This is a genomic window from Streptomyces sp. NPDC057616 (assembly GCF_042800575.1).
Lineage (GTDB): Bacteria > Actinomycetota > Actinomycetes > Streptomycetales > Streptomycetaceae > Streptomyces.
Window position 1 is genome coordinate 79,395 of sequence record NZ_JBHVGU010000005.1, and the last position, 23,498, is coordinate 102,892.

At 66.8% G+C, this 23,498-nt stretch carries 18 protein-coding genes and 1 tRNA gene; 18 read left to right on the top strand and 1 reads right to left on the bottom strand.

Features of this window, described 5'->3' with window-relative positions:
* Window positions 1-37: 37 nt before the first annotated feature.
* On the bottom strand, window positions 38-1,264 hold the full coding sequence (locus tag ACFU97_RS07425) for a pyridoxal phosphate-dependent aminotransferase (protein ID WP_384252192.1): 1,227 nt from the start codon (window positions 1,262-1,264) through the stop codon (window positions 38-40).
* Between the two features lie 282 nt (window positions 1,265-1,546).
* Between ACFU97_RS07425 and ACFU97_RS07430 the strand changes: the two genes are divergently transcribed.
* The 18 genes from ACFU97_RS07430 to rpsJ all read left to right on the top strand — a co-directional run bounded on the left by ACFU97_RS07430 (window position 1,547) and on the right by rpsJ (window position 23,489).
* Window positions 1,547-1,619 (top strand) — tRNA-Trp (locus ACFU97_RS07430).
* A gap of 105 nt (window positions 1,620-1,724) precedes the next feature.
* The gene (secE, locus tag ACFU97_RS07435) at window positions 1,725-2,009 is read left to right on the top strand and encodes a preprotein translocase subunit SecE (RefSeq protein WP_384252194.1); all 285 of its coding nucleotides are present in this window, start codon (window positions 1,725-1,727) and stop codon (window positions 2,007-2,009) included.
* An 80-nt stretch (window positions 2,010-2,089) separates the two neighbouring features.
* Window positions 2,090-2,941 carry a transcription termination/antitermination protein NusG gene (nusG, locus tag ACFU97_RS07440; protein WP_384252196.1) on the top strand — a complete coding sequence of 284 codons (852 nt, stop codon included), beginning with the start codon at window positions 2,090-2,092 and terminating at the stop codon, window positions 2,939-2,941.
* 168 nt (window positions 2,942-3,109) lie between these two features.
* The gene (gene rplK / locus ACFU97_RS07445; protein ID WP_030317334.1) at window positions 3,110-3,544 is read left to right on the top strand and encodes a 50S ribosomal protein L11; all 435 of its coding nucleotides are present in this window, start codon (window positions 3,110-3,112) and stop codon (window positions 3,542-3,544) included.
* Between the two features lie 83 nt (window positions 3,545-3,627).
* On the top strand, window positions 3,628-4,353 hold the full coding sequence (gene rplA, locus ACFU97_RS07450; RefSeq protein WP_384252199.1) for a 50S ribosomal protein L1: 726 nt from the start codon (window positions 3,628-3,630) through the stop codon (window positions 4,351-4,353).
* 139 nt (window positions 4,354-4,492) lie between these two features.
* Window positions 4,493-5,401 (top strand): hypothetical protein, encoded by a 909-nt coding sequence (locus ACFU97_RS07455; protein ID WP_384252201.1) that lies wholly within the window; start codon window positions 4,493-4,495, stop codon window positions 5,399-5,401.
* A gap of 120 nt (window positions 5,402-5,521) precedes the next feature.
* Complete coding sequence (locus ACFU97_RS07460; protein ID WP_384252203.1) at window positions 5,522-6,385, top strand: DUF1396 domain-containing protein; 864 nt, start codon at window positions 5,522-5,524, stop codon at window positions 6,383-6,385.
* A gap of 280 nt (window positions 6,386-6,665) precedes the next feature.
* The gene (rplJ, locus tag ACFU97_RS07465; RefSeq protein ID WP_009330729.1) at window positions 6,666-7,196 is read left to right on the top strand and encodes a 50S ribosomal protein L10; all 531 of its coding nucleotides are present in this window, start codon (window positions 6,666-6,668) and stop codon (window positions 7,194-7,196) included.
* A 121-nt stretch (window positions 7,197-7,317) separates the two neighbouring features.
* A complete protein-coding gene (gene rplL / locus ACFU97_RS07470; RefSeq protein WP_383666631.1) occupies window positions 7,318-7,704 on the top strand; it encodes a 50S ribosomal protein L7/L12 in 387 nt (128 codons plus the stop codon).
* Window positions 7,705-8,260: 556 nt separating this feature from the next.
* Window positions 8,261-11,746: a DNA-directed RNA polymerase subunit beta gene (gene rpoB, locus ACFU97_RS07475; RefSeq protein WP_384252206.1), complete on the top strand. Its 3,486-nt coding sequence runs from the start codon at window positions 8,261-8,263 to the stop codon at window positions 11,744-11,746.
* 100 nt (window positions 11,747-11,846) lie between these two features.
* On the top strand, window positions 11,847-15,746 hold the full coding sequence (locus ACFU97_RS07480; protein WP_384252208.1) for a DNA-directed RNA polymerase subunit beta': 3,900 nt from the start codon (window positions 11,847-11,849) through the stop codon (window positions 15,744-15,746).
* A 177-nt stretch (window positions 15,747-15,923) separates the two neighbouring features.
* A complete protein-coding gene (locus tag ACFU97_RS07485) occupies window positions 15,924-16,439 on the top strand; it encodes a DUF1707 and DUF4190 domain-containing protein (RefSeq protein WP_384252211.1) in 516 nt (171 codons plus the stop codon).
* 308 nt (window positions 16,440-16,747) lie between these two features.
* Entirely contained in the window at window positions 16,748-17,119 is a 372-nt protein-coding gene (gene rpsL / locus ACFU97_RS07490; RefSeq protein ID WP_003948652.1) for a 30S ribosomal protein S12, read from the top strand.
* Between the two features lie 2 nt (window positions 17,120-17,121).
* The gene (gene rpsG, locus ACFU97_RS07495) at window positions 17,122-17,592 is read left to right on the top strand and encodes a 30S ribosomal protein S7 (RefSeq protein ID WP_003992340.1); all 471 of its coding nucleotides are present in this window, start codon (window positions 17,122-17,124) and stop codon (window positions 17,590-17,592) included.
* 39 nt (window positions 17,593-17,631) lie between these two features.
* Complete coding sequence (gene fusA / locus ACFU97_RS07500) at window positions 17,632-19,758, top strand: elongation factor G (protein WP_384252213.1); 2,127 nt, start codon at window positions 17,632-17,634, stop codon at window positions 19,756-19,758.
* A 170-nt stretch (window positions 19,759-19,928) separates the two neighbouring features.
* The gene (gene tuf, locus ACFU97_RS07505; RefSeq protein WP_030860906.1) at window positions 19,929-21,122 is read left to right on the top strand and encodes an elongation factor Tu; all 1,194 of its coding nucleotides are present in this window, start codon (window positions 19,929-19,931) and stop codon (window positions 21,120-21,122) included.
* A gap of 252 nt (window positions 21,123-21,374) precedes the next feature.
* Window positions 21,375-22,517: an acyltransferase family protein gene (locus tag ACFU97_RS07510; protein WP_384252216.1), complete on the top strand. Its 1,143-nt coding sequence runs from the start codon at window positions 21,375-21,377 to the stop codon at window positions 22,515-22,517.
* A gap of 663 nt (window positions 22,518-23,180) precedes the next feature.
* Entirely contained in the window at window positions 23,181-23,489 is a 309-nt protein-coding gene (gene rpsJ / locus ACFU97_RS07515; protein ID WP_003948644.1) for a 30S ribosomal protein S10, read from the top strand.
* The last annotated feature ends 9 nt before the right edge of the window (window positions 23,490-23,498 follow it).

Below are 23,498 nucleotides of genomic sequence, written 5' to 3' on the forward strand. Positions count from 1 at the left end.
CCGAAACCGGCGCGTCGGCCCCTGCGGGACGCGGACGTCAGGCCTTCGCCTCCGCCAGCAGCTTCTGGATCCGGCTGACGCCCTCGACGAGGTCCTCGTCACCCAGGGCGTACGACAGCCGCAGGTAGCCGGGCGTACCGAACGCCTCGCCCGGGACGACCGCGACCTCGGCCTCCTCCAGGATCAGCGCGGCGAGCTCGACCGTGTCCTGCGGGCGCTTGCCGCGGATCTCCTTGCCGAGCAGGCCCTTGACCGACGGGTACGCGTAGAAGGCGCCCTCGGGCTCCGGGCAGAGCACGCCGTCGATCTCGTTGAGCATCCGCACGATCGTCCTGCGCCGGCGGTCGAACGCCTCGCGCATCTTCGCCACCGCCTCCAGGCCGCCGGAGACGGCGGCCAGGGCGGCCACCTGGGCCACGTTCGAGACGTTCGAGGTGGCGTGCGACTGCAGGTTGGTCGCGGCCTTGACCACGTCCTTCGGGCCGATGACCCAGCCCACGCGCCAGCCCGTCATGGCGTACGTCTTCGCGACGCCGTTGACCACGATCGTCTTGTCGGCGAGCTCCGGCACGACCACCGGCAGGGAGTGGAACTCCGCGTCCCCGTACACCAGGTGCTCGTAGATCTCGTCCGTCAGGACCCACAGGCCCTTGTCGGCGGCCCAGCGGCCGATCTCCTCGATCTGCTCACGGGTGTAGACGGCGCCCGTCGGGTTGGAGGGGGAGACGAAGAGGAGGACCTTCGTGTTCTCCGTGCGCGCCGCCTCCAGCTGCTCGACGGAGACGCGGTAGCCGGTCGTCTCGTCCGCGACGACCTCCACCGGGACACCGCCGGCCAGGCGGATCGACTCCGGGTACGTCGTCCAGTACGGCGCCGGCACGATGACCTCGTCGCCCGGGTCGAGGATCGCGGCGAAGGCCTCGTAGATGGCCTGCTTGCCGCCGTTGGTCACCAGGATCTGGGACGCCTCGACCTCGTAGCCGGAGTCGCGCAGCGTCTTCGCGGCGATCGCGGCCTTCAGCTCGGGCAGACCGCCGGCCGGCGTGTACCGGTGGTACTTCGGCGTACGGCAGGCCTCGATCGCGGCCTCGACGATGTAGTCGGGGGTCGGGAAGTCGGGCTCACCGGCGCCGAAGCCGATCACCGGACGCCCGGCGGCCTTGAGGGCCTTCGCCTTGGCGTCCACGGCGAGGGTGGCGGACTCGGAGATCGCGCCGACTCGGGCGGAGACCCGGCGCTCGGTGGGAGGGGTTGCAGCGCTCATGGGTCCCATCGTTTCAGACCGGAAACCGGGGCGGCACGCGGGTTTCACAGACTGAACATCCACGGGTCGGTCATTGAACACCCGTCCGGAATCCACCCATGGCCTGGGTGATCTTCCGTCCCTTTCCCGGCCATCCCGCTCCCCAAGGCCCCCACGGGCGCTTTCTGTTCGACGGGGCGCTTCCGACCACGTACACTCTCACCTCGTTGGCCATCAGCTGCCGCGCCGCGGGCGGTGCACACCGAGCACCCGTCCGGATGCGGTACGTTGGGGGACACGCAAAGGGTCGTAGCTCAATTGGTAGAGCACCGGTCTCCAAAACCGGCGGTTGGGGGTTCAAGTCCCTCCGGCCCTGCTACACACACCATTGCCAGGTGTGCGCATGTACGTACAGCAATGCAACGCCGTGCGGCTCAGACCGGGCGCGGCACGGCCACGACCCGGGAACAGGTGAGGACGAATGGCGGACGCCGTGGGCTCCATCGACACGCCTGACGCCCAGGACGAGGCGCAGGAGCCGAAGAAGGCCCGCAAGGGCGGCAAGCGGGCCAAGAAGGGTCCGCTCAAGCGGCTTGCCCTCTTCTACCGCCAGGTCGTCGCCGAGCTCCGCAAGGTCGTCTGGCCCACGCGTAACCAGCTGACGACGTACACCACCGTGGTGATCGTCTTCGTCGTCATCATGATCGGCCTGGTCACCGTGATTGACTATGGACTCAACCACGCGGCCAAGTACGTCTTCGGCTGAGCCGAGAGCGAAGGGCGCCGAGGTACCCGGCGCCCCTTTCGCATGTTCCACCCCTATGTATCCAGGAAGAAGCAGCCACCGTGTCTGACACGAACCTGAACGACGACGCCATCGAGCCGGACCAGTCCGTGGACGACGAGCTGGACATCGTCGAGGGCGCGGACGAGCAGGACGAGTTCGAGGCTGCCGAGGCCGAGGCGGGCGAGCCCGCCGAGGAGGCCGCCCTCCAGGTCGTGGACGAGCAGGAGGCCGCCGAGGACGAGGGCGCCGACGAAGAGGCCGCGGACGAGGCCGTCGAGGAGGAGACCGAGCCGGTCGACCCCGTCGTGGCCCTCCGCGAGGAACTTCGCACCCTGCCGGGCGAGTGGTACGTCATCCACACCTACGCCGGCTACGAGAACCGCGTGAAGACCAACCTGGAGCAGCGCGCCGTCTCGCTGAACGTCGAGGACTACATCTTCCAGGCCGAGGTGCCGCAGGAAGAGGTCGTCCAGATCAAGAACGGCGACCGCAAGACGATCAAGCAGAACAAGCTCCCGGGCTACGTCCTGGTCCGCATGGACCTGACGAACGAGTCCTGGGGCGTCGTCCGCAACACCCCCGGCGTCACCGGCTTCGTGGGCAACGCCTACGACCCCTACCCGCTGACCCTGGACGAGATCGTCAAGATGCTCGCCCCGGAGGCCGAGGAGAAGGCCGCCCGCGAGGCCGCCGAGGCCGAGGGCAAGCCGGCTCCGCAGCGCAAGGTCGAGGTCCAGGTGCTGGACTTCGAGGTCGGCGACTCGGTCACCGTCACCGACGGCCCCTTCGCCACGCTCCAGGCGACCATCAACGAGATCAACCCCGACTCGAAGAAGGTCAAGGGCCTGGTGGAGATCTTCGGCCGCGAGACGCCGGTCGAGCTCTCCTTCGACCAGATCCAGAAGAACTAGCTTCTTCCGGAGAAGAGCTTCCGACCAGGTCAGGCGGGCTGTTCGCAGCGTGCCTGACCTGCTCGGTTTTTGGCCGCGCAACCATACCCGTTATCGTTGTGCGGTATGCCTGCATCCGGGTGGTCCCCGGAGGCGGGCAGGACCCGAACCGAAAGGACCCGGAGAGCAATGCCTCCCAAGAAGAAGAAGGTCACGGGGCTCATCAAGCTCCAGATCCAGGCCGGTGCCGCCAACCCGGCCCCGCCGGTCGGCCCCGCGCTGGGTCAGCACGGCGTCAACATCATGGAGTTCTGCAAGGCGTACAACGCCGCGACCGAGTCGCAGCGTGGCTGGGTGATCCCGGTGGAGATCACGGTCTACGAGGACCGCTCCTTCACCTTCATCACCAAGACGCCGCCGGCCGCCAAGATGATCCTCAAGGCCGCGGGCATCGAGAAGGGCTCCGGCGAGCCGCACAAGACCAAGGTCGCCAAGATCACCGAGGCGCAGGTCCGCGAGATCGCCACCACCAAGCTCCCCGACCTCAACGCCAACGACCTGGACGCCGCCGCGAAGATCATCGCCGGCACCGCGCGTTCCATGGGCGTCACGGTCGAGGGCTGAGCCCCACCCCCCCGTAAACCAGCAGAAGTGGCGGGGCCTGCTCGGCCCGGACCACGACTCCTAAAGAATCACCAGGAGAAGCAGTGAGCAAGCGCAGCAAGTCTCTCCGCGCTGCGGACGAGAAGATCGACCGGGACAAGCTCTACGCCCCGCTCGAGGCCGTCCGTCTCGCCAAGGAGACCTCCACGACCAAGTTCGACGGCACCGTCGAGGTCGCCTTCCGCCTGGGTGTCGACCCGCGCAAGGCCGACCAGATGGTCCGTGGCACCGTGAACCTTCCGCACGGCACCGGCAAGACCGCCCGGGTCCTGGTCTTCGCGACCGGTGACCGTGCCGAGGCCGCGCGTGCCGCGGGCGCCGACATCGTCGGCGCCGACGAGCTGATCGACGAGGTCTCGAAGGGCCGCCTGGACTTCGACGCCGTCGTCGCCACCCCGGACCTCATGGGCAAGGTCGGCCGCCTCGGCCGCGTGCTCGGTCCCCGTGGTCTCATGCCGAACCCCAAGACCGGCACCGTGACCCCGGACGTGACGAAGGCCGTCAACGACATCAAGGGCGGCAAGATCGAGTTCCGCGTCGACAAGCACTCGAACCTGCACTTCATCATCGGCAAGACGTCCTTCGAGGACGACAAGCTGGTGGAGAACTACGGCGCCGCGCTGGAGGAGATCCTCCGTCTGAAGCCGTCCGCCGCCAAGGGTCGCTACATCAAGAAGGCCGCGGTCTCCACCACCATGGGCCCCGGCATCCCGGTCGACCCGAACCGCACCCGCAACCTCCTCGTCGAGGAGGACCCGGCCGCCGTCTGATCCTGACGGCAGTCGCGCGTACGCGAGTTTCCCGCGGGCCCCGCAACCTTTCGAGGTGCGGGGCCCGTCCCTTTTCCTGATACGTGTCTGTGCCCTGCGTTAGCGTGCAGACACAGCGACCGCATAGGGGTGGGGACGGATGAAGAGCACGACAGCGCGTCAAGTGGGCCTTGCCGTCGCGGTGTTGACCGCGCTGTCGGGGCTGGCGGCCTGCAGCTCCTCGGACTCCTCCGCGGGCGGCAAGGACGACAAGGCGTCCGGCAAGGGCGCGACCCACGTGAGCCCGGTGGCGGCGCTGCGCAGCGCCGAGAGGACCACCGACGGCGCCGACTCCGCCAAGGTCGAGTCGACGACCACCATGGGCTCCCTGATGGCCATGAAGGCCGACGGCGCCCTCGGCTGGGCCGACGGACTCACCGGCAACCTCACCATCACGTACACCGGCGGCTCCATGGCCGACACCATGCGCCGGCTCGGCACCACGTCGATGCAGGCCCGCTATCTGCCCGACGCCTACTACGCGAAGATGGGCGACCGATTCGCCCAGCAGGCGGGCGGCAAGCACTGGATCCGGTACGGCTACGACGACCTGGCCGCCCTCGGCGGCAGCTCCGGCGCCTACCTCAAGGACCAGATGCAGAACACGACCCCCAACCAGTCGGTGAAGCTGCTGCTCGCCTCCGGGGACGTCAGGAAGGTCGGCAGCGAGCAGGTGCGCGGCGTGGACACCACGCACTACTCGGGCACGGTGGACGTCGCCGACCTGGCCGGCAAGAACTCCAGCCTCTCCGCGAGCCAGCTCGCCGGCCTGAAGAAGCAGCTCACCCAGGCCGGGGTCACCACGGAGACCGTGGACATCTGGGTCGACGGCAAGGACCTGCTGGTCAAGAAGGTCGAGAAGGGCCGGATGTCGGCCGGCGAGTACAGCCAGACCGCCTACTACAGCGACTACGGCGTGAAGGCGTCCGCCGAGCGCCCGCCGGCCGGCGACACCGAGGACTTCCGCCAGCTGCTGAAGAAGCAGGAACTCAACGGCAGTGGTTCCTGAGCCCACCGGTGCGCATGGTCCGCAAGATACGCATGGGAATTGGGATGACCTTTGCCACCTCTTGGGGCTAGGCTCGCGTCCTTACTGTGTATCAGCCATGCATTCCTTTGGGGGGAATCGATGGAGTCTGCCGTTCGTGGTCCGGTGCGTCGCAGAGCGATGGGGGCCGGCCTCGCCGCCGTGCTGCTCGCCGGGGGAGCGGTCGCCTGTCAGAAGGACGACAAGGCCGGGCAGTCGCCGGCGATGACGCCCGCCGCGGCCGTCGCCAAGGCCGCCAAGAACACCGAGGACATCACGTCGCTGCGCTACCGGATGACCGGCAAGGTCCCCGGTGAGGGGCAGGTCTCCGGCGAGGCGGCGATGAGCATGAAGCCGCTGGCCATGAGCATGAAGATGACGGTGAAGGGCCAGGCCACCGACGGCCCGGTCGAGATCCGCCTCGTCGACAAGGCCATGTACATCGGCGGGAACGCCGACATGGCCAAGGAGATGGACGGCAAGACCTGGATCAAGTTCGACATGTCCGCGCTCGGCGCGGACAAGGAGATGAACGCGGACCAGCTCGGCGCCGGCCAGGCCGACAAGAACCCGGCCAGCGAGTCCACCTTCCTCACCGGCTCCAAGGACGTGAAGAAGGTCGGCACCGAGACCGTCGGGGGCGTCAAGACCACCCACTACAAGGGCACGGTCACCGTCGCCGACCTCAAGGCCTCCCTCAAGGACGAGAGCAAGACCGTCCGCGAGCAGCGCGAGAAGAGCCTGCAGCAGTACGAGAAGATGGGCATCGACTCGATGACCATGGACATGTGGATCGACGGCGACGACCACACCAAGCAGTTCCGGATGCGCGGTGAGGCCGACAAGGGCCCGATGGACATGACCATCCTCTTCCTCGACTACAACAAGCCGGTGACCGTCACGGCCCCGCCCGCCAAGGACACCGCCGACCTGGCCGAGATGATGAAGCAGGCCCAGAGCGGCTGAGCCCCGTAGGACCGGATTTGCCTGACGGTGAGCCGGTCACGTACTCTCCTACAGAAGCCAAAGACCGCTGGTCGTTGCCGTGCGCTCGCAAGAGGGCGCGGTGGCCGAAGGATCCGCTGAACCGCGGACGACCCGCGCAGGTGACTGTGGAAGTGCTCCCGGACCGCCCCTCTCCAGGGGGATGCCGGTCGAGCTACGCCCCGTGCGCCTGCGCCGGGGCGTTTCGTTTGTCCCAGCCCCCTTCCGAGCGGTCTCATCACCCGGAAGGAGGCCGACGCTTATGGCAAGGCCCGACAAGGCTGCCGCGGTGGCCGAGCTGACGGAGCAGTTCCGCAGCTCGAACGCCGCCGTGCTGACCGAGTACCGGGGTCTCACCGTGGCGCAGCTGAAGACGCTGCGTCGTTCGCTCGGTGAGAACGCCCAGTACGCCGTGGTGAAGAACACGCTGACCAAGATTGCGGCCAACGAGGCCGGGATCACGACGCTCGACGACCTGTTCAACGGTCCGACGGCGGTCGCCTTCGTCACCGGTGACCCGGTGGAGTCGGCGAAGGGTCTTCGTGACTTCGCCAAGGACAACCCGAATCTCGTCATCAAGGGCGGTGTCCTTGACGGCAAGGCGCTGTCCGCCGACGAGATCAAGAAGCTTGCGGACCTCGAGTCCCGCGAGGTTCTGCTCGCCAAGCTGGCGGGCGCCCTGAAGGGCAAGCAGACGCAGGCTGCTCAGGTCTTCCAGGCGCTCCCGTCGAAGCTCGTCCGCACCGTGGACGCGCTTCGCGCCAAGCAGGACGAGCAGGGCGGTGCCGAGTAACTCGGCTCGCGACATGACCGCCGCCTGAGGCCTCGCGCCCGAGGAAGCGGTCGTAGCGGGCCGAACGTACGCCCGCCAGACATGTACATCCGGCACCAGCCGAATTAGTGGAAGGAAAGCCATCGTGGCTCTCACCCAGGACGAACTGCTCGCCGAGTTCGAGGGCATGACCCTCATCCAGCTCTCCGAGTTCGTGAAGGCGTTCGAGGAGAAGTTCGACGTCACCGCCGCCGCCGCGGCCGTCGCCGTTGCCGCCCCGGGTGCCCCCGGCGCTGCTGCCCCGGCCGAGGAGGAGAAGGACGAGTTCGACGTCATCCTCACCGGCGCCGGCGACAAGAAGATCCAGGTCATCAAGGTCGTGCGTGAGCTGACCTCCCTGGGTCTGAAGGAGGCCAAGGACCTCGTGGACGGCGCCCCGAAGCCCGTTCTCGAGAAGGTCGCCAAGGACGCCGCCGAGAAGGCCGCCGAGTCCCTCAAGGGCGCCGGCGCCTCGGTCGAGGTCAAGTAAGACCTTTTGGGCTCACCGAGCCTGTAACGCCTGAGCGCGAAAGAGCGATCATCCATCCGGGTGGTCGCTCTTCGGCGTTCCCGGGCGTCGGGCGGCGGCTGCCTTGCACCGGTGGGTGTGCGGAGTATGGTGATCTTCGTCGTGCCTCCAAGCACCCCAGGTGGCATGTGGTTTGGGCCATGGGGGCCTTGACGAACCGCACGCAGCGCGCAATTCTCAGGACGCGTCGTCACAAGGATCCGAATCCGAGGCATGGATCGGCGACGAAGAGGGCAGTATCAACGTGCATCGAGGGCAGGCATGCCGAGGGCGTTGAGGACAACGAGGGTCACAGAAAATCGGGGCTGGACATCAGTGTGCCAAGTGGCTACACTGACCCTTTGCGCTGCCTGTTAGCTGTCCCCTGCCCGTCACCAGGGGTCTGCCCTCGCCTCAGCACCGACGAACAGACCGTCCCTGACCTGGCCAAAAAGCCGATTCAGGGAAATCTGTCTCTGTGCGCCGGAGAGGGACCGGTACGCGCGTAGTGAGTCCGAGCCCTCGGAAGGACCCCCTCTTGGCCGCCTCGCGCAATGCCTCGACCGCGAATACGAACAACGGCGCCAGCACCGCCCCGCTGCGCATCTCCTTTGCAAAGATCAAGGAGCCTCTCGAGGTTCCCAACCTGCTCGCGCTGCAGACCGAGAGCTTTGACTGGCTGCTCGGCAACACCGCCTGGCAGAGTCGGGTCGAGGAGGCTCTGGAGTCCGGTCAGGACGTCCCCACCAAGTCCGGTCTGGAGGAGATCTTCGAGGAGATCTCCCCGATCGAGGACTTCTCCGGGTCGATGTCGCTGACGTTCCGCGACCACCGTTTCGAACCGCCGAAGAACAGCATCGACGAGTGCAAGGAGCGCGACTTCACGTACGCGGCCCCGCTCTTCGTCACGGCGGAGTTCACCAACAACGAGACCGGCGAGATCAAGTCCCAGACGGTCTTCATGGGCGACTTCCCGCTCATGACCAACAAGGGCACCTTCGTCATCAACGGCACCGAGCGTGTCGTGGTGTCGCAGCTGGTCCGTTCGCCGGGTGTCTACTTCGACTCCTCCATCGACAAGACGTCCGACAAGGACATCTTCTCGGCCAAGATCATCCCGTCCCGGGGTGCCTGGCTGGAGATGGAGATCGACAAGCGCGACATGGTCGGTGTCCGCATCGACCGCAAGCGCAAGCAGTCCGTCACCGTGCTCCTGAAGGCTCTCGGCTGGACCACCGAGCAGATCCTCGAGGAGTTCGGCGAGTACGAGTCGATGCGCGCCACCCTGGAGAAGGACCACACCCAGGGCCAGGACGACGCGCTGCTCGACATCTACCGCAAGCTGCGCCCGGGCGAGCCCCCCACGCGTGAGGCCGCGCAGACGCTGCTGGAGAACCTGTACTTCAACCCCAAGCGCTACGACCTCGCCAAGGTCGGCCGCTACAAGGTCAACAAGAAGCTGGGTGCGGACGCTCCGCTGGACGCGGGCATCCTGACCGTCGAGGACATCATCTCGACGATCAAGTACCTGGTGAAGCTGCACGCCGGCGAGACCGAGACCACCGGTGACAGCGGCACGAACATCGTCGTCGAGACCGACGACATCGACCACTTCGGCAACCGTCGTCTGCGCAGCGTCGGCGAACTCATCCAGAACCAGGTCCGCACGGGTCTGGCTCGTATGGAGCGCGTCGTCCGCGAGCGCATGACCACGCAGGACGTCGAGGCGATCACGCCGCAGACCCTGATCAACATCCGGCCGGTCGTCGCCTCCATCAAGGAGTTCTTCGGCACCAGCCAGCTGTCGCAGTTCATGGACCAGAACAACCCGCTGTCGGGTCTCACCCACAAGCGCCGCCTGTCGGCCCTTGGCCCGGGTGGTCTCTCCCGTGAGCGGGCCGGCTTCGAGGTCCGTGACGTGCACCCCTCGCACTACGGCCGCATGTGCCCGATCGAGACCCCTGAAGGCCCGAACATCGGTCTGATCGGCTCGCTCGCCTCCTACGGCCGCGTCAACGCGTTCGGTTTCGTCGAGACCCCGTACCGCAAGGTCGTCGACGGCCAGGTCACCGACGAGGTGGACTACCTGACCGCCGACGAGGAGGACCGGTTCGTCATCGCGCAGGCCAACGCCACGCTCTCGGACGACATGCGGTTCGCCGAGAACCGCGTGCTGGTCCGCCGCCGTGGCGGCGAGGTCGACTACGTCGCCGGTGACGACGTGGACTACATGGACGTCTCGCCGCGCCAGATGGTGTCGGTCGCGACCGCCATGATCCCGTTCCTCGAGCACGACGACGCCAACCGTGCCCTCATGGGCGCGAACATGATGCGTCAGGCCGTGCCGCTGATCAAGAGCGAGTCCCCGCTCGTCGGCACCGGCATGGAGTACCGCTCCGCCGTCGACGCCGGCGACGTGGTCAAGGCCGAGAAGGCGGGTGTGGTCCAGGAGGTCTCCGCGGACTACATCACCACCGCCAACGACGACGGCACGTACATCACCTACCGCCTGGCCAAGTTCGCCCGCTCCAACCAGGGCACCTCGGTCAACCAGAAGGTCATCGTCAACGAGGGCGACCGGATCATCGAGGGCCAGGTCCTGGCCGACGGTCCGGCCACCGAGAACGGCGAGATGGCGCTGGGCAAGAACCTGCTCGTGGCGTTCATGCCGTGGGAGGGTCACAACTACGAGGACGCGATCATCCTGTCGCAGCGCCTCGTGCAGGACGACGTCCTCTCCTCGATCCACATCGAGGAGCACGAGGTCGACGCCCGTGACACCAAGCTCGGCCCCGAGGAGATCACCCGGGACATCCCGAACGTCTCCGAGGAGGTCCTCGCCGACCTCGACGAGCGCGGCATCATCCGCATCGGCGCCGAGGTCATCGCCGGCGACATCCTCGTCGGCAAGGTGACCCCGAAGGGCGAGACCGAGCTGACGCCGGAGGAGCGCCTGCTGCGCGCGATCTTCGGTGAGAAGGCCCGTGAGGTCCGTGACACCTCGCTGAAGGTGCCGCACGGCGAGACCGGCAAGGTCATCGGCGTCCGCGTCTTCGACCGCGAGGAGGGCGACGAGCTTCCCCCCGGTGTGAACCAGCTGGTGCGCGTGTACGTGGCGCAGAAGCGCAAGATCACCGACGGTGACAAGCTCGCCGGCCGCCACGGCAACAAGGGTGTCATCTCCAAGATCCTGCCGATCGAGGACATGCCGTTCCTGGAGGACGGCACCCCGGTCGACATCATCCTCAACCCGCTGGGTGTCCCGTCCCGAATGAACCCGGGACAGGTCCTGGAGATCCACCTCGGCTGGCTCGCCAGTCGCGGCTGGGACGTCTCCGGCCTCGCGGAGGAGTGGGCGCAGCGCCTCCAGGTGATCGGCGCCGACCAGGTCGACCCGGGCACGAACGTCGCGACCCCCGTCTTCGACGGTGCGCGCGAGGACGAGCTCGCGGGTCTGCTGCAGCACACCATCCCGAACCGCGACGGCGAGCGCATGGTGCTCCCGACCGGTAAGGCGCGGCTGTTCGACGGCCGTAGCGGTGAGCCGTTCCCGGACCCGATCTCGGTCGGCTACATGTACATCCTGAAGCTGCACCACCTGGTCGACGACAAGCTGCACGCCCGTTCGACCGGTCCGTACTCGATGATCACCCAGCAGCCGCTGGGTGGTAAGGCCCAGTTCGGTGGCCAGCGGTTCGGCGAGATGGAGGTGTGGGCGCTGGAGGCATACGGCGCCGCATACGCCCTCCAGGAGCTGCTGACCATCAAGTCCGACGACGTCACCGGCCGCGTGAAGGTCTACGAGGCCATCGTCAAGGGCGAGAACATCCCCGAGCCCGGCATCCCCGAGTCCTTCAAGGTGCTCATCAAGGAGATGCAGTCCCTGTGCCTCAACGTGGAGGTGCTGTCCTCGGACGGTATGTCCATCGAGATGCGCGACACCGACGAGGACGTCTTCCGCGCTGCGGAAGAGCTTGGCATCGACCTGTCCCGGCGCGAGCCGAGCAGCGTCGAAGAGGTCTGACGGGAGTCCGGCCGGAGGACCTGGTGAGGAACCTCCGGCCGGCCCCTGGACCCCCGTTTCAGACCCCAAGACTTACAACCCTGAGAGGGATTGACGCATAGTGCTCGACGTCAACTTCTTCGACGAGCTCCGGATCGGTCTGGCCACCGCTGACGACATCCGTCAGTGGAGCCACGGCGAGGTCAAGAAGCCCGAGACCATCAACTACCGCACCCTCAAGCCGGAAAAGGACGGGCTCTTCTGCGAGAAGATCTTCGGTCCGACCCGGGACTGGGAGTGCTACTGCGGCAAGTACAAGCGTGTCCGGTTCAAGGGCATCATCTGTGAGCGCTGCGGCGTCGAGGTGACTCGCGCCAAGGTGCGCCGTGAGCGGATGGGCCACATCGAACTGGCCGCCCCCGTCACGCACATCTGGTACTTCAAGGGTGTCCCCTCGCGCCTCGGCTACCTGCTGGACCTGGCGCCCAAGGACCTCGAGAAGGTCATCTACTTCGCGGCGTACATGATCACGTACGTCGACGAGGAGCGCCGTACCCGCGACCTGCCCTCCCTGGAGGCGCACGTCTCCGTGGAGCGCCAGCAGGTCGAGAACCGCCGGGACGCCGACCTGGAGGCCCGCGCCAAGAAGCTCGAGTCCGACCTGGCCGAGCTCGAGGCCGAGGGCGCCAAGGCCGACGTGCGCCGCAAGGTGCGCGAGGGTGCCGAGCGCGAGATGAAGCAGCTGCGCGACCGTGCGCAGCGCGAGATCGACCGCCTCGACGAGGTGTGGACCCGGTTCAAGAACCTCAAGGTCCAGGACCTCGAGGGCGACGAGCTGCTCTACCGCGAGCTGCGTGACCGCTTCGGCACCTACTTCGACGGTTCGATGGGTGCCGCGGCGCTGCAGAAGCGCCTGGAGTCCTTCGACCTCGACGAGGAGGCCGAGAAGCTCCGCGAGATCATCCGCACCGGCAAGGGCCAGAAGAAGACCCGCGCCCTGAAGCGGCTGAAGGTCGTGTCTGCCTTCCTGCAGACCTCCAACAGCCCCAAGGGCATGGTCCTCGACTGCGTCCCGGTCATCCCGCCGGACCTTCGCCCGATGGTGCAGCTGGACGGTGGCCGCTTCGCGACCTCCGACCTGAACGACCTGTACCGCCGTGTGATCAACCGCAACAACCGCCTGAAGCGGCTTCTCGACCTCGGCGCGCCCGAGATCATCGTGAACAACGAGAAGCGCATGCTCCAGGAGGCCGTCGACGCGCTCTTCGACAACGGCCGTCGTGGTCGCCCGGTCACGGGCCCCGGCAACCGTCCGCTGAAGTCGCTGTCCGACATGCTCAAGGGCAAGCAGGGCCGCTTCCGTCAGAACCTGCTCGGCAAGCGAGTCGACTACTCGGCGCGTTCCGTCATCGTCGTCGGCCCGCAGCTGAAGCTGCACCAGTGCGGTCTGCCCAAGGCCATGGCGCTGGAGCTCTTCAAGCCGTTCGTGATGAAGCGGCTCGTGGACCTCAACCACGCGCAGAACATCAAGAGCGCCAAGCGCATGGTGGAGCGCGGCCGCACCGTCGTGTACGACGTCCTCGAAGAGGTCATCGCCGAGCACCCGGTGCTGCTCAACCGTGCTCCCACCCTGCACCGCCTCGGCATCCAGGCCTTCGAGCCGCAGCTGGTCGAGGGCAAGGCCATCCAGATCCACCCGCTCGTGTGCACCGCGTTCAACGCGGACTTCGACGGTGACCAGATGGCCGTGCACCTGCCGCTGTCCGCGGAGGCGCAGGCCGAGGCCCGCATCCTGATGCTGTCCTCGAACAACATCCTCAAGCCGGCCGACGGCCGTCCGGTGACGATGCCGACCCAGGACATGGTCCTCGGTCTGTTCTTCCTCACCACCGACGGCGAGATGCGGAACGTGAAGGGCCAGGACCGGTCCTTCGCCTCCGTGGCCGAGGCGATCATGGCGTTCGACGCCGGCGAGCTCTCGCTGCAGTCGAAGGTGGACATCCGCTTCCCGGTGGGCACCATCCCGCCGCGCGGCTGGACGCCTCCGGCGCAGGAGGAGGGCGAGCCCGAGTGGCAGCAGGGTGACAGCTTCCGGCTGAAGACCACGCTGGGCCGTGCGCTCTTCAACGAGCTGCTGCCCGAGGACTACCCGTTCGTCGACTACGAGGTCGGCAAGAAGCAGCTCTCCGAGATCGTCAACGACCTCGCCGAGCGCTACCCGAAGGTCATCGTGGCGGCGACGCTCGACAACCTGAAGGCGGCCGGCTTCTTCTGGGCGACCCGTTCCGGCGTCACCGTGGCCATCTCCGACGTCGTCGTTCCCGAGGCGAAGAAGGAGATCGTCAAGGGCTACGAGGCGCAGGACGAGAAGGTCCAGAAGCAGTACGAGCGCGGTCTGATCACCAAGGACGAGCGCACGCAGGAGCTCATCGCGATCTGGACCAAGGCGACCAACGAGGTCGCCGAGGCGATGAACGACAACTTCCCGAAGACCAACCCGATCTTCATGATGGTGAACTCGGGCGCACGAGGCAACATGATGCAGATGCGTCAGATCGCCGGTATGCGTGGTCTGGTGTCGAACGCGAAGAACGAGACGATCCCGCGTCCGATCAAGGCGTCGTTCCGTGAGGGCCTGTCCGTGCTGGAGTACTTCATCTCCACGCACGGTGCCCGTAAGGGTCTGGCGGACACCGCCCTGCGTACCGCCGACTCCGGTTACCTCACCCGTCGTCTGGTCGACGTCTCCCAGGACGTCATCATTCGCGAGGAGGACTGCGGCACCGACCGCGGTCTGCGCCTCAAGATCGCCGACCGCGGCGCCGACGGCGTCCTGCGCAAGGCGGACGACGTCGAGACCAGCGTGTACGCGCGCTGCCTCGCCGAGGACATCGTGGTCGACGGCAAGGTGCTCGCCCCGGCGGGCGTGGACCTCGGCGACGTCCTCATCGACCAGCTGGTCGCCAACGGCATCGAGGAGGTCAAGACCCGCTCGATCCTGACCTGCGAGTCCCAGGTCGGCACCTGCGCCATGTGCTACGGCCGCTCGCTGGCCACCGGCAAGCTGGTCGACATCGGTGAGGCGGTCGGCATCATCGCCGCCCAGTCCATCGGTGAGCCCGGTACCCAGCTGACGATGCGTACCTTCCACACCGGTGGTGTGGCCGGTGACGACATCACCCAGGGTCTGCCGCGTGTCGTCGAGCTCTTCGAGGCCCGTACCCCGAAGGGTGTCGCCCCGATCTCCGAGGCCAACGGCCGCGTGCGGATCGAGGAGACCGAGAAGACCAAGAAGATCGTCGTCACCCCGGACGACGGCAGCGACGAGACGGCGTTCCCGATCTCGAAGCGCGCCCGGCTCCTGGTCAGCGAGGGCGAGCACGTCGAGGTGGGCCAGAAGCTCACCGTGGGTGCCACCAACCCGCACGACGTGCTGCGCATCCTGGGCCAGCGTGCCGTCCAGGTCCACCTGGTCGGCGAGGTCCAGAAGGTCTACAACTCGCAGGGTGTGTCGATCCACGACAAGCACATCGAGATCATCATCCGGCAGATGCTCCGCCGTGTGACGATCATCGAGTCCGGCGACGCCGAGCTGCTGCCCGGCGAGCTGGTCGAGCGCTCGAAGTTCGAGACCGAGAACCGTCGTGTGGTCCAGGAGGGCGGTCACCCGGCCTCCGGTCGCCCGCAGCTCATGGGTATCACCAAGGCCTCGCTGGCCACGGAGTCCTGGCTGTCGGCGGCGTCCTTCCAGGAGACGACGCGAGTCCTCACGGACGCGGCGATCAACGCCAAGTCCGACTCGCTCATCGGCCTCAAGGAGAACGTCATCATCGGTAAGCTCATCCCGGCCGGTACGGGCCTGTCCCGCTACCGCAACATCCGGGTCGAGCCGACCGAGGAGGCCAAGGCCGCGATGTACTCGGCCGTCGGCTACGACGACATCGACTACTCGCCGTTCGGCACCGGCTCCGGCCAGGCCGTCCCGCTGGAGGACTACGACTACGGTCCGTACAACCAGTAAGCGAGCAGCATGAGCTGAAGGGCGGTCACCCTCCGGGGTGGCCGCCCTTCGGCGTGTCGGCGCCGGAGCCCGGGGGAGCCCGCGGCGGGTACTCCAGGAACCCCTGCGGGAACCGATGCCGAAAACGGTGCGTTGGAGCATGATGAAGGCATTCAGCCGCCTCTGGGGGAGGTGTCCGTGTCGTACCCGACGCCGTGGCAGCCGTGGCACGCCCAGAGCCCCCCGTCCATGCTGGCCTCCCACGCCGACCGTGAGCGGGCCGTGGACGTGCTGAGGGCCGGGTACGGGGAGGGCCGGCTGGAGCACCACGAGTTCGAGAAGCGGGTCGCGCGCGCCTACGCGGCCCGTACGGTGGGGGAGCTGGCAGTGCTGGTCTCCGACCTGCCCACCGGGCCCGTACCGCAGCCCGGGGCCGCCATGGCCGTCCCGCAGACGTTCCAGCCCGTCGTACGGCGGCAGACGAACGCCAAGGCGATCGGAGCGGCCGTCTGCGGCCTGCTGTGCCTGCCGACGATGGGACTGACGGGCATACCTGCCGTCATCCTGGGGCACACGGCACGCAACGAGATGGAGCGCACCGGAGAGGCCGGCGAGGGCCTCGTGCTGACCGGACTGGTGCTGGGCTGGTTGTCGACCGCCGGCTGGGCGCTGGTGCTGACGCTGTTGCTCGCGGTGGCGCTCGCCTCCGGGTGACGGCCGGGGGCGGGCGAATCGAAGATCCATGGCGTGCATGGTCTTGACACGGAACGCACGGTGATGCGGGCGCGGCCCATTTGTTTTGACCGTAGCGTTTGAGGTAGGTACGCTCAGACCTTGTGCCTGGGGTGTGCCCTGGCTCTCGTGCGTGCCTTCAAACCGCATAGCGAGCCGTGAGCGGCCACCGTAATCTGTGCTCTTTTCGCCTCGCGGCGGGAGTCCGCCGGATTCGACACACCCGACCGCGTGGGTCGGCGACGTTCCAGGTTAGCTTCACCATTCGGCACACAGAAACCGGAGAAGTAGTGCCTACGATCCAGCAGCTGGTCCGTAAGGGCCGGCAGGACAAGGTCGAGAAGAACAAGACGCCCGCACTCGAGGGTTCCCCTCAGCGTCGTGGCGTCTGCACGCGTGTGTTCACGACCACCCCGAAGAAGCCGAACTCGGCCCTGCGTAAGGTCGCGCGTGTGCGTCTGACCAGCGGGATCGAGGTCACCGCTTACATTCCGGGTGAGGGACACAACCTGCAGGAGCACTCCATCGTGCTCGTGCGCGGCGGCCGTGTGAAGGACCTGCCGGGTGTTCGCTACAAGATCATCCGTGGCTCCCTCGACACCCAGGGTGTCAAGAACCGCAAGCAGGCCCGTTCCCGCTACGGCGCCAAGAAGGAGAAGTAGAAATGCCTCGTAAGGGCCCCGCCCCGAAGCGCCCGGTCATCATCGACCCGGTCTACGGTTCTCCTCTGGTGACGTCGCTCATCAACAAGGTGCTGCTGAACGGCAAGCGCTCCACCGCCGAGCGCATCGTCTACGGCGCCATGGAAGGTCTGCGTGAGAAGACGGGCAACGACCCGATCATCACGCTGAAGCGCGCGCTGGAGAACATCAAGCCGACCCTCGAGGTCAAGTCCCGCCGTGTCGGTGGTGCGACGTACCAGGTTCCGATCGAGGTCAAGCCCGGTCGTGCCAACACGCTCGCGCTGCGCTGGCTCGTCGGCTACTCCCGCGCCCGTCGCGAGAAGACCATGACCGAGCGTCTGCTCAACGAGCTTCTCGACGCCTCCAACGGCCTTGGCGCCGCTGTGAAGAAGCGCGAGGACACGCACAAGATGGCCGAGTCCAACAAGGCCTTCGCGCACTACCGCTGGTAGTCGCTACCCACATCGAGACCGAGAGAAGACTGAAGCCTTATGGCTACCACTTCACTTGACCTGGCCAAGGTCCGCAACATCGGGATCATGGCCCACATCGACGCGGGCAAGACGACCACCACCGAGCGGATCCTGTTCTACACCGGCGTTTCCTACAAGATCGGTGAGGTCCACGACGGCGCCGCCACCATGGACTGGATGGAGCAGGAGCAGGAGCGTGGCATCACGATCACCTCTGCTGCCACCACCTGTCACTGGCCGATGGACGACGTCGACCACACCATCAACATCATCGACACCCCGGGTCACGTCGACTTCACCGTCGAGGTGGAGCGCTCCCTGCGCGTGCTCGACGGTGCCGTGACGGTGTTCGACGGCGTCGCCGGTGTCGAGCCGCAGTCCGAGACGGTGTGGCGTCAGGCGGACCGCTACGGCGTTCCGCGTATCTGCTTCGTCAACAAGCTCGACCGCACCGGTGCCGAGTTCCACCGCTGTGTCGACATGATCTCTGACCGCCTCGGCGCTCAGCCGATCGTGATGCAGCTGCCGATCGGTGCCGAGGCCGACTTCAAGGGCGTCGTCGACCTCGTGACGATGAAGGCCCTCGTGTGGTCCGCCGAGGCCACCAAGGGCGAGATGTACGACACCGTCGACATCCCGGACACGCACGTCGAGGCTGCCGAGGAGTACCGCGGCAAGCTGCTCGAGGCCGTGGCCGAGAACGACGAAGAGATCATGGAGCTGTACCTGGAGGGCACCGAGCCCACCGTGGAGCAGCTGTACGCCGCGATCCGTCGCATCACCATCGCGTCCGGCAAGTCCAAGGACACCACGGTCACCCCGGTGTTCTGCGGCACCGCGTTCAAGAACAAGGGCGTCCAGCCCCTGCTCGACGCGGTCGTGCGGTACCTCCCCTCCCCCCTGGACGTCGAGGCCATCGAGGGCCACGACGTGAAGGACCCGGAGACGGTCGTCAAGCGCAAGCCGTCCGACGAGGAGCCCCTGTCGGCGCTGGCGTTCAAGATCATGAGCGACCCGCACCTCGGCAAGCTCACCTTCGTCCGGGTGTACTCGGGCCGCCTGGAGTCCGGCACCTCGGTGCTGAACTCCGTCAAGGGCAAGAAGGAGCGCATCGGCAAGATCTACCGCATGCACGCCAACAAGCGTGAGGAGATCGAGTCGGTAGGCGCCGGCGACATCGTCGCGGTCATGGGTCTGAAGCAGACCACGACCGGCGAGACGCTGTGCGACGACAAGCAGCCGGTGATCCTGGAGTCCATGGACTTCCCGGCGCCGGTCATCCAGGTCGCCATCGAGCCCAAGTCGAAGGGTGACCAGGAGAAGCTGGGCGTCGCGATCCAGCGCCTGGCCGAGGAGGACCCGTCCTTCCAGGTCCACTCGGACGAGGAGACCGGCCAGACCATCATCGGTGGTATGGGCGAGCTGCACCTCGAGGTGCTGGTCGACCGTATGCGCCGTGAGTTCAAGGTCGAGGCCAACGTCGGCAAGCCGCAGGTCGCGTACCGCGAGACGATCCGCAAGGCCGTCGAGCGCGTGGACTACACCCACAAGAAGCAGACCGGTGGTACCGGTCAGTTCGCCAAGGTGCAGATCGCGATCGAGCCCATCGAGGGCGGCGACGCCTCGTACGAGTTCGTGAACAAGGTGACCGGTGGCCGTATCCCGAAGGAGTACATCCCTTCGGTGGACGCCGGTGCGCAGGAGGCCATGCAGTTCGGCATCCTCGCGGGCTACGAGATGACCGGCGTGCGCGTCACGCTGATCGACGGTGGCTACCACGAGGTCGACTCCTCCGAGCTCGCCTTCAAGATCGCCGGCTCGCAGGCCTTCAAGGAGGCCGCCCGCAAGGCCAGCCCCGTGCTGCTCGAGCCGATGATGGCCGTCGAGGTCACCACGCCCGAGGACTACATGGGCGAGGTCATCGGCGACATCAACTCCCGCCGTGGCCAGATCCAGGCCATGGAGGAGCGGGCCGGTGCCCGCGTCGTGAAGGGCCTCGTGCCCCTCTCGGAGATGTTCGGTTACGTCGGCGACCTGCGCAGCAAGACGTCCGGCCGGGCCAGCTACTCCATGCAGTTCGACTCCTACGCCGAGGTTCCGCGGAACGTCGCCGAGGAGATCATCGCGAAGGCCAAGGGCGAGTAACGCACCGCGTTATCGCACCGCGTTTCCACGCCTTAGGCTTGACTCCGGAGCCTGCCGGGGCATTCCTCCCCAATCATGGGGGAATGCCCCGGGGCCCGGGCACTAACAGCAAAGATCACCTGGCGCCGATGAAGTAAGGCGTACCAGAACCACTCCACAGGAGGACCCCAGTGGCGAAGGCGAAGTTCGAGCGGACTAAGCCGCACGTCAACATCGGCACCATCGGTCACATCGACCACGGTAAGACGACCCTCACGGCCGCCATTACCAAGGTGCTGCACGACGCGTACCCGGACCTGAACGAGGCCTCGGCGTTCGACCAGATCGACAAGGCTCCCGAAGAGCGCCAGCGCGGTATCACCATCTCCATCGCGCACGTCGAGTACCAGACGGAGACGCGTCACTACGCCCACGTCGACTGCCCCGGTCACGCGGACTACATCAAGAACATGATCACCGGTGCTGCCCAGATGGACGGCGCCATCCTCGTGGTCGCCGCCACCGACGGCCCGATGCCGCAGACCAAGGAGCACGTGCTCCTGGCCCGCCAGGTCGGCGTTCCGTACATCGTCGTCGCCCTGAACAAGGCCGACATGGTGGACGACGAGGAGATCCTGGAGCTCGTCGAGCTCGAGGTCCGTGAGCTGCTCTCCGAGTACGAGTTCCCGGGCGACGACGTTCCGGTCGTCAAGGTCTCCGCGCTCAAGGCGCTCGAGGGCGACAAGGAGTGGGGCCAGTCGGTCCTGGACCTGATGGCCGCCGTCGACGAGGCGATCCCGCAGCCCGAGCGTGACGTCGACAAGCCGTTCCTGATGCCGATCGAGGACGTCTTCACGATCACCGGTCGTGGCACCGTCGTCACCGGTCGTATCGAGCGTGGTGTCCTCAAGGTCAACGAGACCGTCGACATCATCGGTATCAAGACCGAGAAGACCACCACCACGGTCACCGGCATCGAGATGTTCCGCAAGCTGCTCGACGAGGGCCAGGCCGGTGAGAACGTCGGTCTGCTGCTCCGCGGCATCAAGCGCGAGGACGTCGAGCGCGGCCAGGTCATCATCAAGCCCGGTTCGGTCACCCCGCACACCGAGTTCGAGGCCCAGGCCTACATCCTGTCCAAGGACGAGGGTGGCCGCCACACGCCGTTCTTCAACAACTACCGCCCGCAGTTCTACTTCCGTACGACGGACGTGACCGGCGTCGTGACCCTCCCCGAGGGCACCGAGATGGTCATGCCGGGTGACAACACCGAGATGAAGGTGGAGCTCATCCAGCCCGTCGCCATGGAGGAGGGCCTGAAGTTCGCCATCCGTGAGGGTGGCCGGACCGTGGGCGCCGGTCAGGTCACCAAGATCAACAAGTGATCTTGGCCCGCAAGGGCTGACCAGGCAGGACTCTGAAGGGCCCGTACGACTTCGGTCGTACGGGCCCTTTCGGCTGTCCTGTGAAGGCCCGGTCGTCCTGTGAAGGCTCGGCGAACTCCGCGGGACGCGTGGTCGAGAGTTGCGCCAACTCGCCGTCAACCATGTGCCGAATGTTCCTGTCTGCTCGCTTTGGGGGGCGTGTGAGGCCCTAGCGTGAAGGGGCCCGAACCGCCAGACAGGGGATGATCGTCGATGTCCGTCATGGTCGACCGGCCGACGCAGCAGCTGCGCCGGGTGCAGGTCCTCCGGACCCCCGCCCCGCTCCGCCGTGAGCGACCGCGGCTGTACGCCATCGACGGGCTGCGGCTGGTCGCCGCGCTGATGGTCGCCGTGCACCACTACGCCGGCAGTTGGCGGGTGGACCAGCCGGCCAACGCGGTCTGGGACCGGCCGGTCTCCGAGATCATGCCGACGGTGTACCGCCTCGCCACCTACGGCTGGATCGGCGTCGAGATCTTCTTCGTCATCAGCGGCTTCGTCATCTGCATGTCGTGCTGGGGGCGCACCCCGCGGCAGTTCTTCGTCTCCCGGGTGATCCGGCTCTACCCGGCGTACTGGTTCGGCATCGTCTTCACCACGCTCTTCGTGGTGGCCGTTCCCGGCGTCTGGGACCGGCTGAAGGTGCGCGACATCCTGCTCAACCTGACGATGCTCCAGTCCGGTTCGGGCGTGGACAGCGTCGACGGCGTGTACTGGACGCTCTGGTCGGAGCTGCGCTTCTACCTGCTCTTCCTGGCCGTGGTCGCCACCGGCCTGACGTACCGCAAGGTCGTGGTCTTCTGCTGCGTCTGGGGCGCGGCGGCGATGCTGGCCCCGGTCGCGGACTTCCGGCTGCTGACGCTGGCCGCCAACCCGGACGGCGCCTGGTTCTTCATCGCCGGCCTCGCCCTGTACCTCATGCACCGCTTCGGCCAGGACCTGCTGCTGTGGGGCATCCTCGCGCTGGCCTGGCTGATGGGCCAGCGCCAACTGGGCATCAGGATCGACGACTTCGAGCATGTCTCCGGCTGGCGGGGGTGCACGGCCCTGTTCACCGCGTTCCTGCTCCTGATGGTCGCGATCGCGCTCGGCGCGACGGACCGCATCCGCTGGAGGTGGCTGGTCACCGCGGGCAGCCTGACGTATCCGCTGTATCTGATCCACTACGTCGCCGGTACGACGCTGATCAGCCGGCTCCGCGACACCACGGACCCGCGGCTGCTGGTCGCCCTGGTGATCGCCGGGTTCCTGGTCCTGAGCTGGCTGGTGCACCGGTTCGTGGAGCGCCCGGTGGCCCGGCTGCTGAAGCGGGGGCTGGACACGTCCTTCGCCCGGCTGCGCAACGCGGAGGCGTAGGGGCCCGTACGGCGAGCCGTACGAGCCCCCGCGCCGCTCTCGCTCTGCGCCGAGAAGTTGAGCACCGGCTTCTCGCCCGGGTAGGCGGTCAGCGTGGTGCGGGCGCCGGACAGGGCGACGAGCGCGCCTGTCGGCAGGCCGACGCACGCGATGACGGGTCTCACTGCGCTTACTATGGGCACGTCAAGAGACGCGTGCTTGATTCTCATTCACAAGGATGAACGCGCTCCGGGCTGCGGGGAGGGTGTGGGTTTGACCTCCGTCACCCTCGGGGTATTCTCTCCGGCTCGATTGGCCAGGCCCCTGCCCCATATGGCAGACTGTCGGAGTTGCTCGGTCGAGTGTTGATGCTGCGCGCCTCCCGCCGGGAGGACCGGAAGCGAGTCCCACAGTACTCGTCGCCCTAACTGCCGTAAGGCAGCGCTGGGGCGGACGTACGGGAATCTTCCGGGAAGTGTCGGTGCGGCACCGGCCAGGCACCCGGTGGACCCTTCGTCCCCGGCCTGCGGTTCCGAAAGGGCCGCGCTCTCCCAGTAGGGATGTTCGAACAAGGGACATCTGTGTCAGCGAGAGCGCGACACGCCCGACCGCGTGGGTCGGAGACAGAGACCCACGGACCACCGGGTTCCAGAGCGTTACGAGAGACAGGACTACTGAGTAGCCATGGCGGGACAGAAGATCCGCATCCGGCTCAAGGCCTACGACCACGAGGTCATCGACTCCTCGGCGAAGAAGATCGTCGAGACGGTGACCCGTACTGGTGCGTCGGTCGCGGGCCCGGTGCCGCTGCCCACTGAGAAGAACGTGTACTGCGTCATCAAGTCGCCGCACAAGTACAAGGACTCGCGCGAGCACTTCGAGATGCGTACCCACAAGCGCCTGATCGACATCCTCGACCCGACGCCCAAGACCGTTGACTCTCTGATGCGACTCGACCTTCCGGCCGGTGTCGACATCGAGATCAAGCTCTGAGGGCCGGTG

What these genes read in the sequence shown, in the direction of transcription:
- fusA (WP_384252213.1), top strand. Translation starts at nt 17,632, where the DNA reads ATGGCTACCACTTCACTTGACCTGGCCAAGGTCCGCAACATCGGGATC.
- secE (WP_384252194.1), top strand. Translation starts at nt 1,725, where the DNA reads ATGGCGGACGCCGTGGGCTCCATCGACACGCCTGACGCCCAGGACGAG.
- ACFU97_RS07460 (WP_384252203.1), top strand. Translation starts at nt 5,522, where the DNA reads ATGGAGTCTGCCGTTCGTGGTCCGGTGCGTCGCAGAGCGATGGGGGCC.
- ACFU97_RS07510 (WP_384252216.1), top strand. Translation starts at nt 21,375, where the DNA reads ATGTCCGTCATGGTCGACCGGCCGACGCAGCAGCTGCGCCGGGTGCAG.
- rplJ (WP_009330729.1), top strand. Translation starts at nt 6,666, where the DNA reads ATGGCAAGGCCCGACAAGGCTGCCGCGGTGGCCGAGCTGACGGAGCAG.
- rpsJ (WP_003948644.1), top strand. Translation starts at nt 23,181, where the DNA reads ATGGCGGGACAGAAGATCCGCATCCGGCTCAAGGCCTACGACCACGAG.
- rpsG (WP_003992340.1), top strand. Translation starts at nt 17,122, where the DNA reads ATGCCTCGTAAGGGCCCCGCCCCGAAGCGCCCGGTCATCATCGACCCG.
- rplK (WP_030317334.1), top strand. Translation starts at nt 3,110, where the DNA reads ATGCCTCCCAAGAAGAAGAAGGTCACGGGGCTCATCAAGCTCCAGATC.
- ACFU97_RS07425 (WP_384252192.1), bottom strand. Translation starts at nt 1,264, where the DNA reads ATGAGCGCTGCAACCCCTCCCACCGAGCGCCGGGTCTCCGCCCGAGTC.
- ACFU97_RS07455 (WP_384252201.1), top strand. Translation starts at nt 4,493, where the DNA reads ATGAAGAGCACGACAGCGCGTCAAGTGGGCCTTGCCGTCGCGGTGTTG.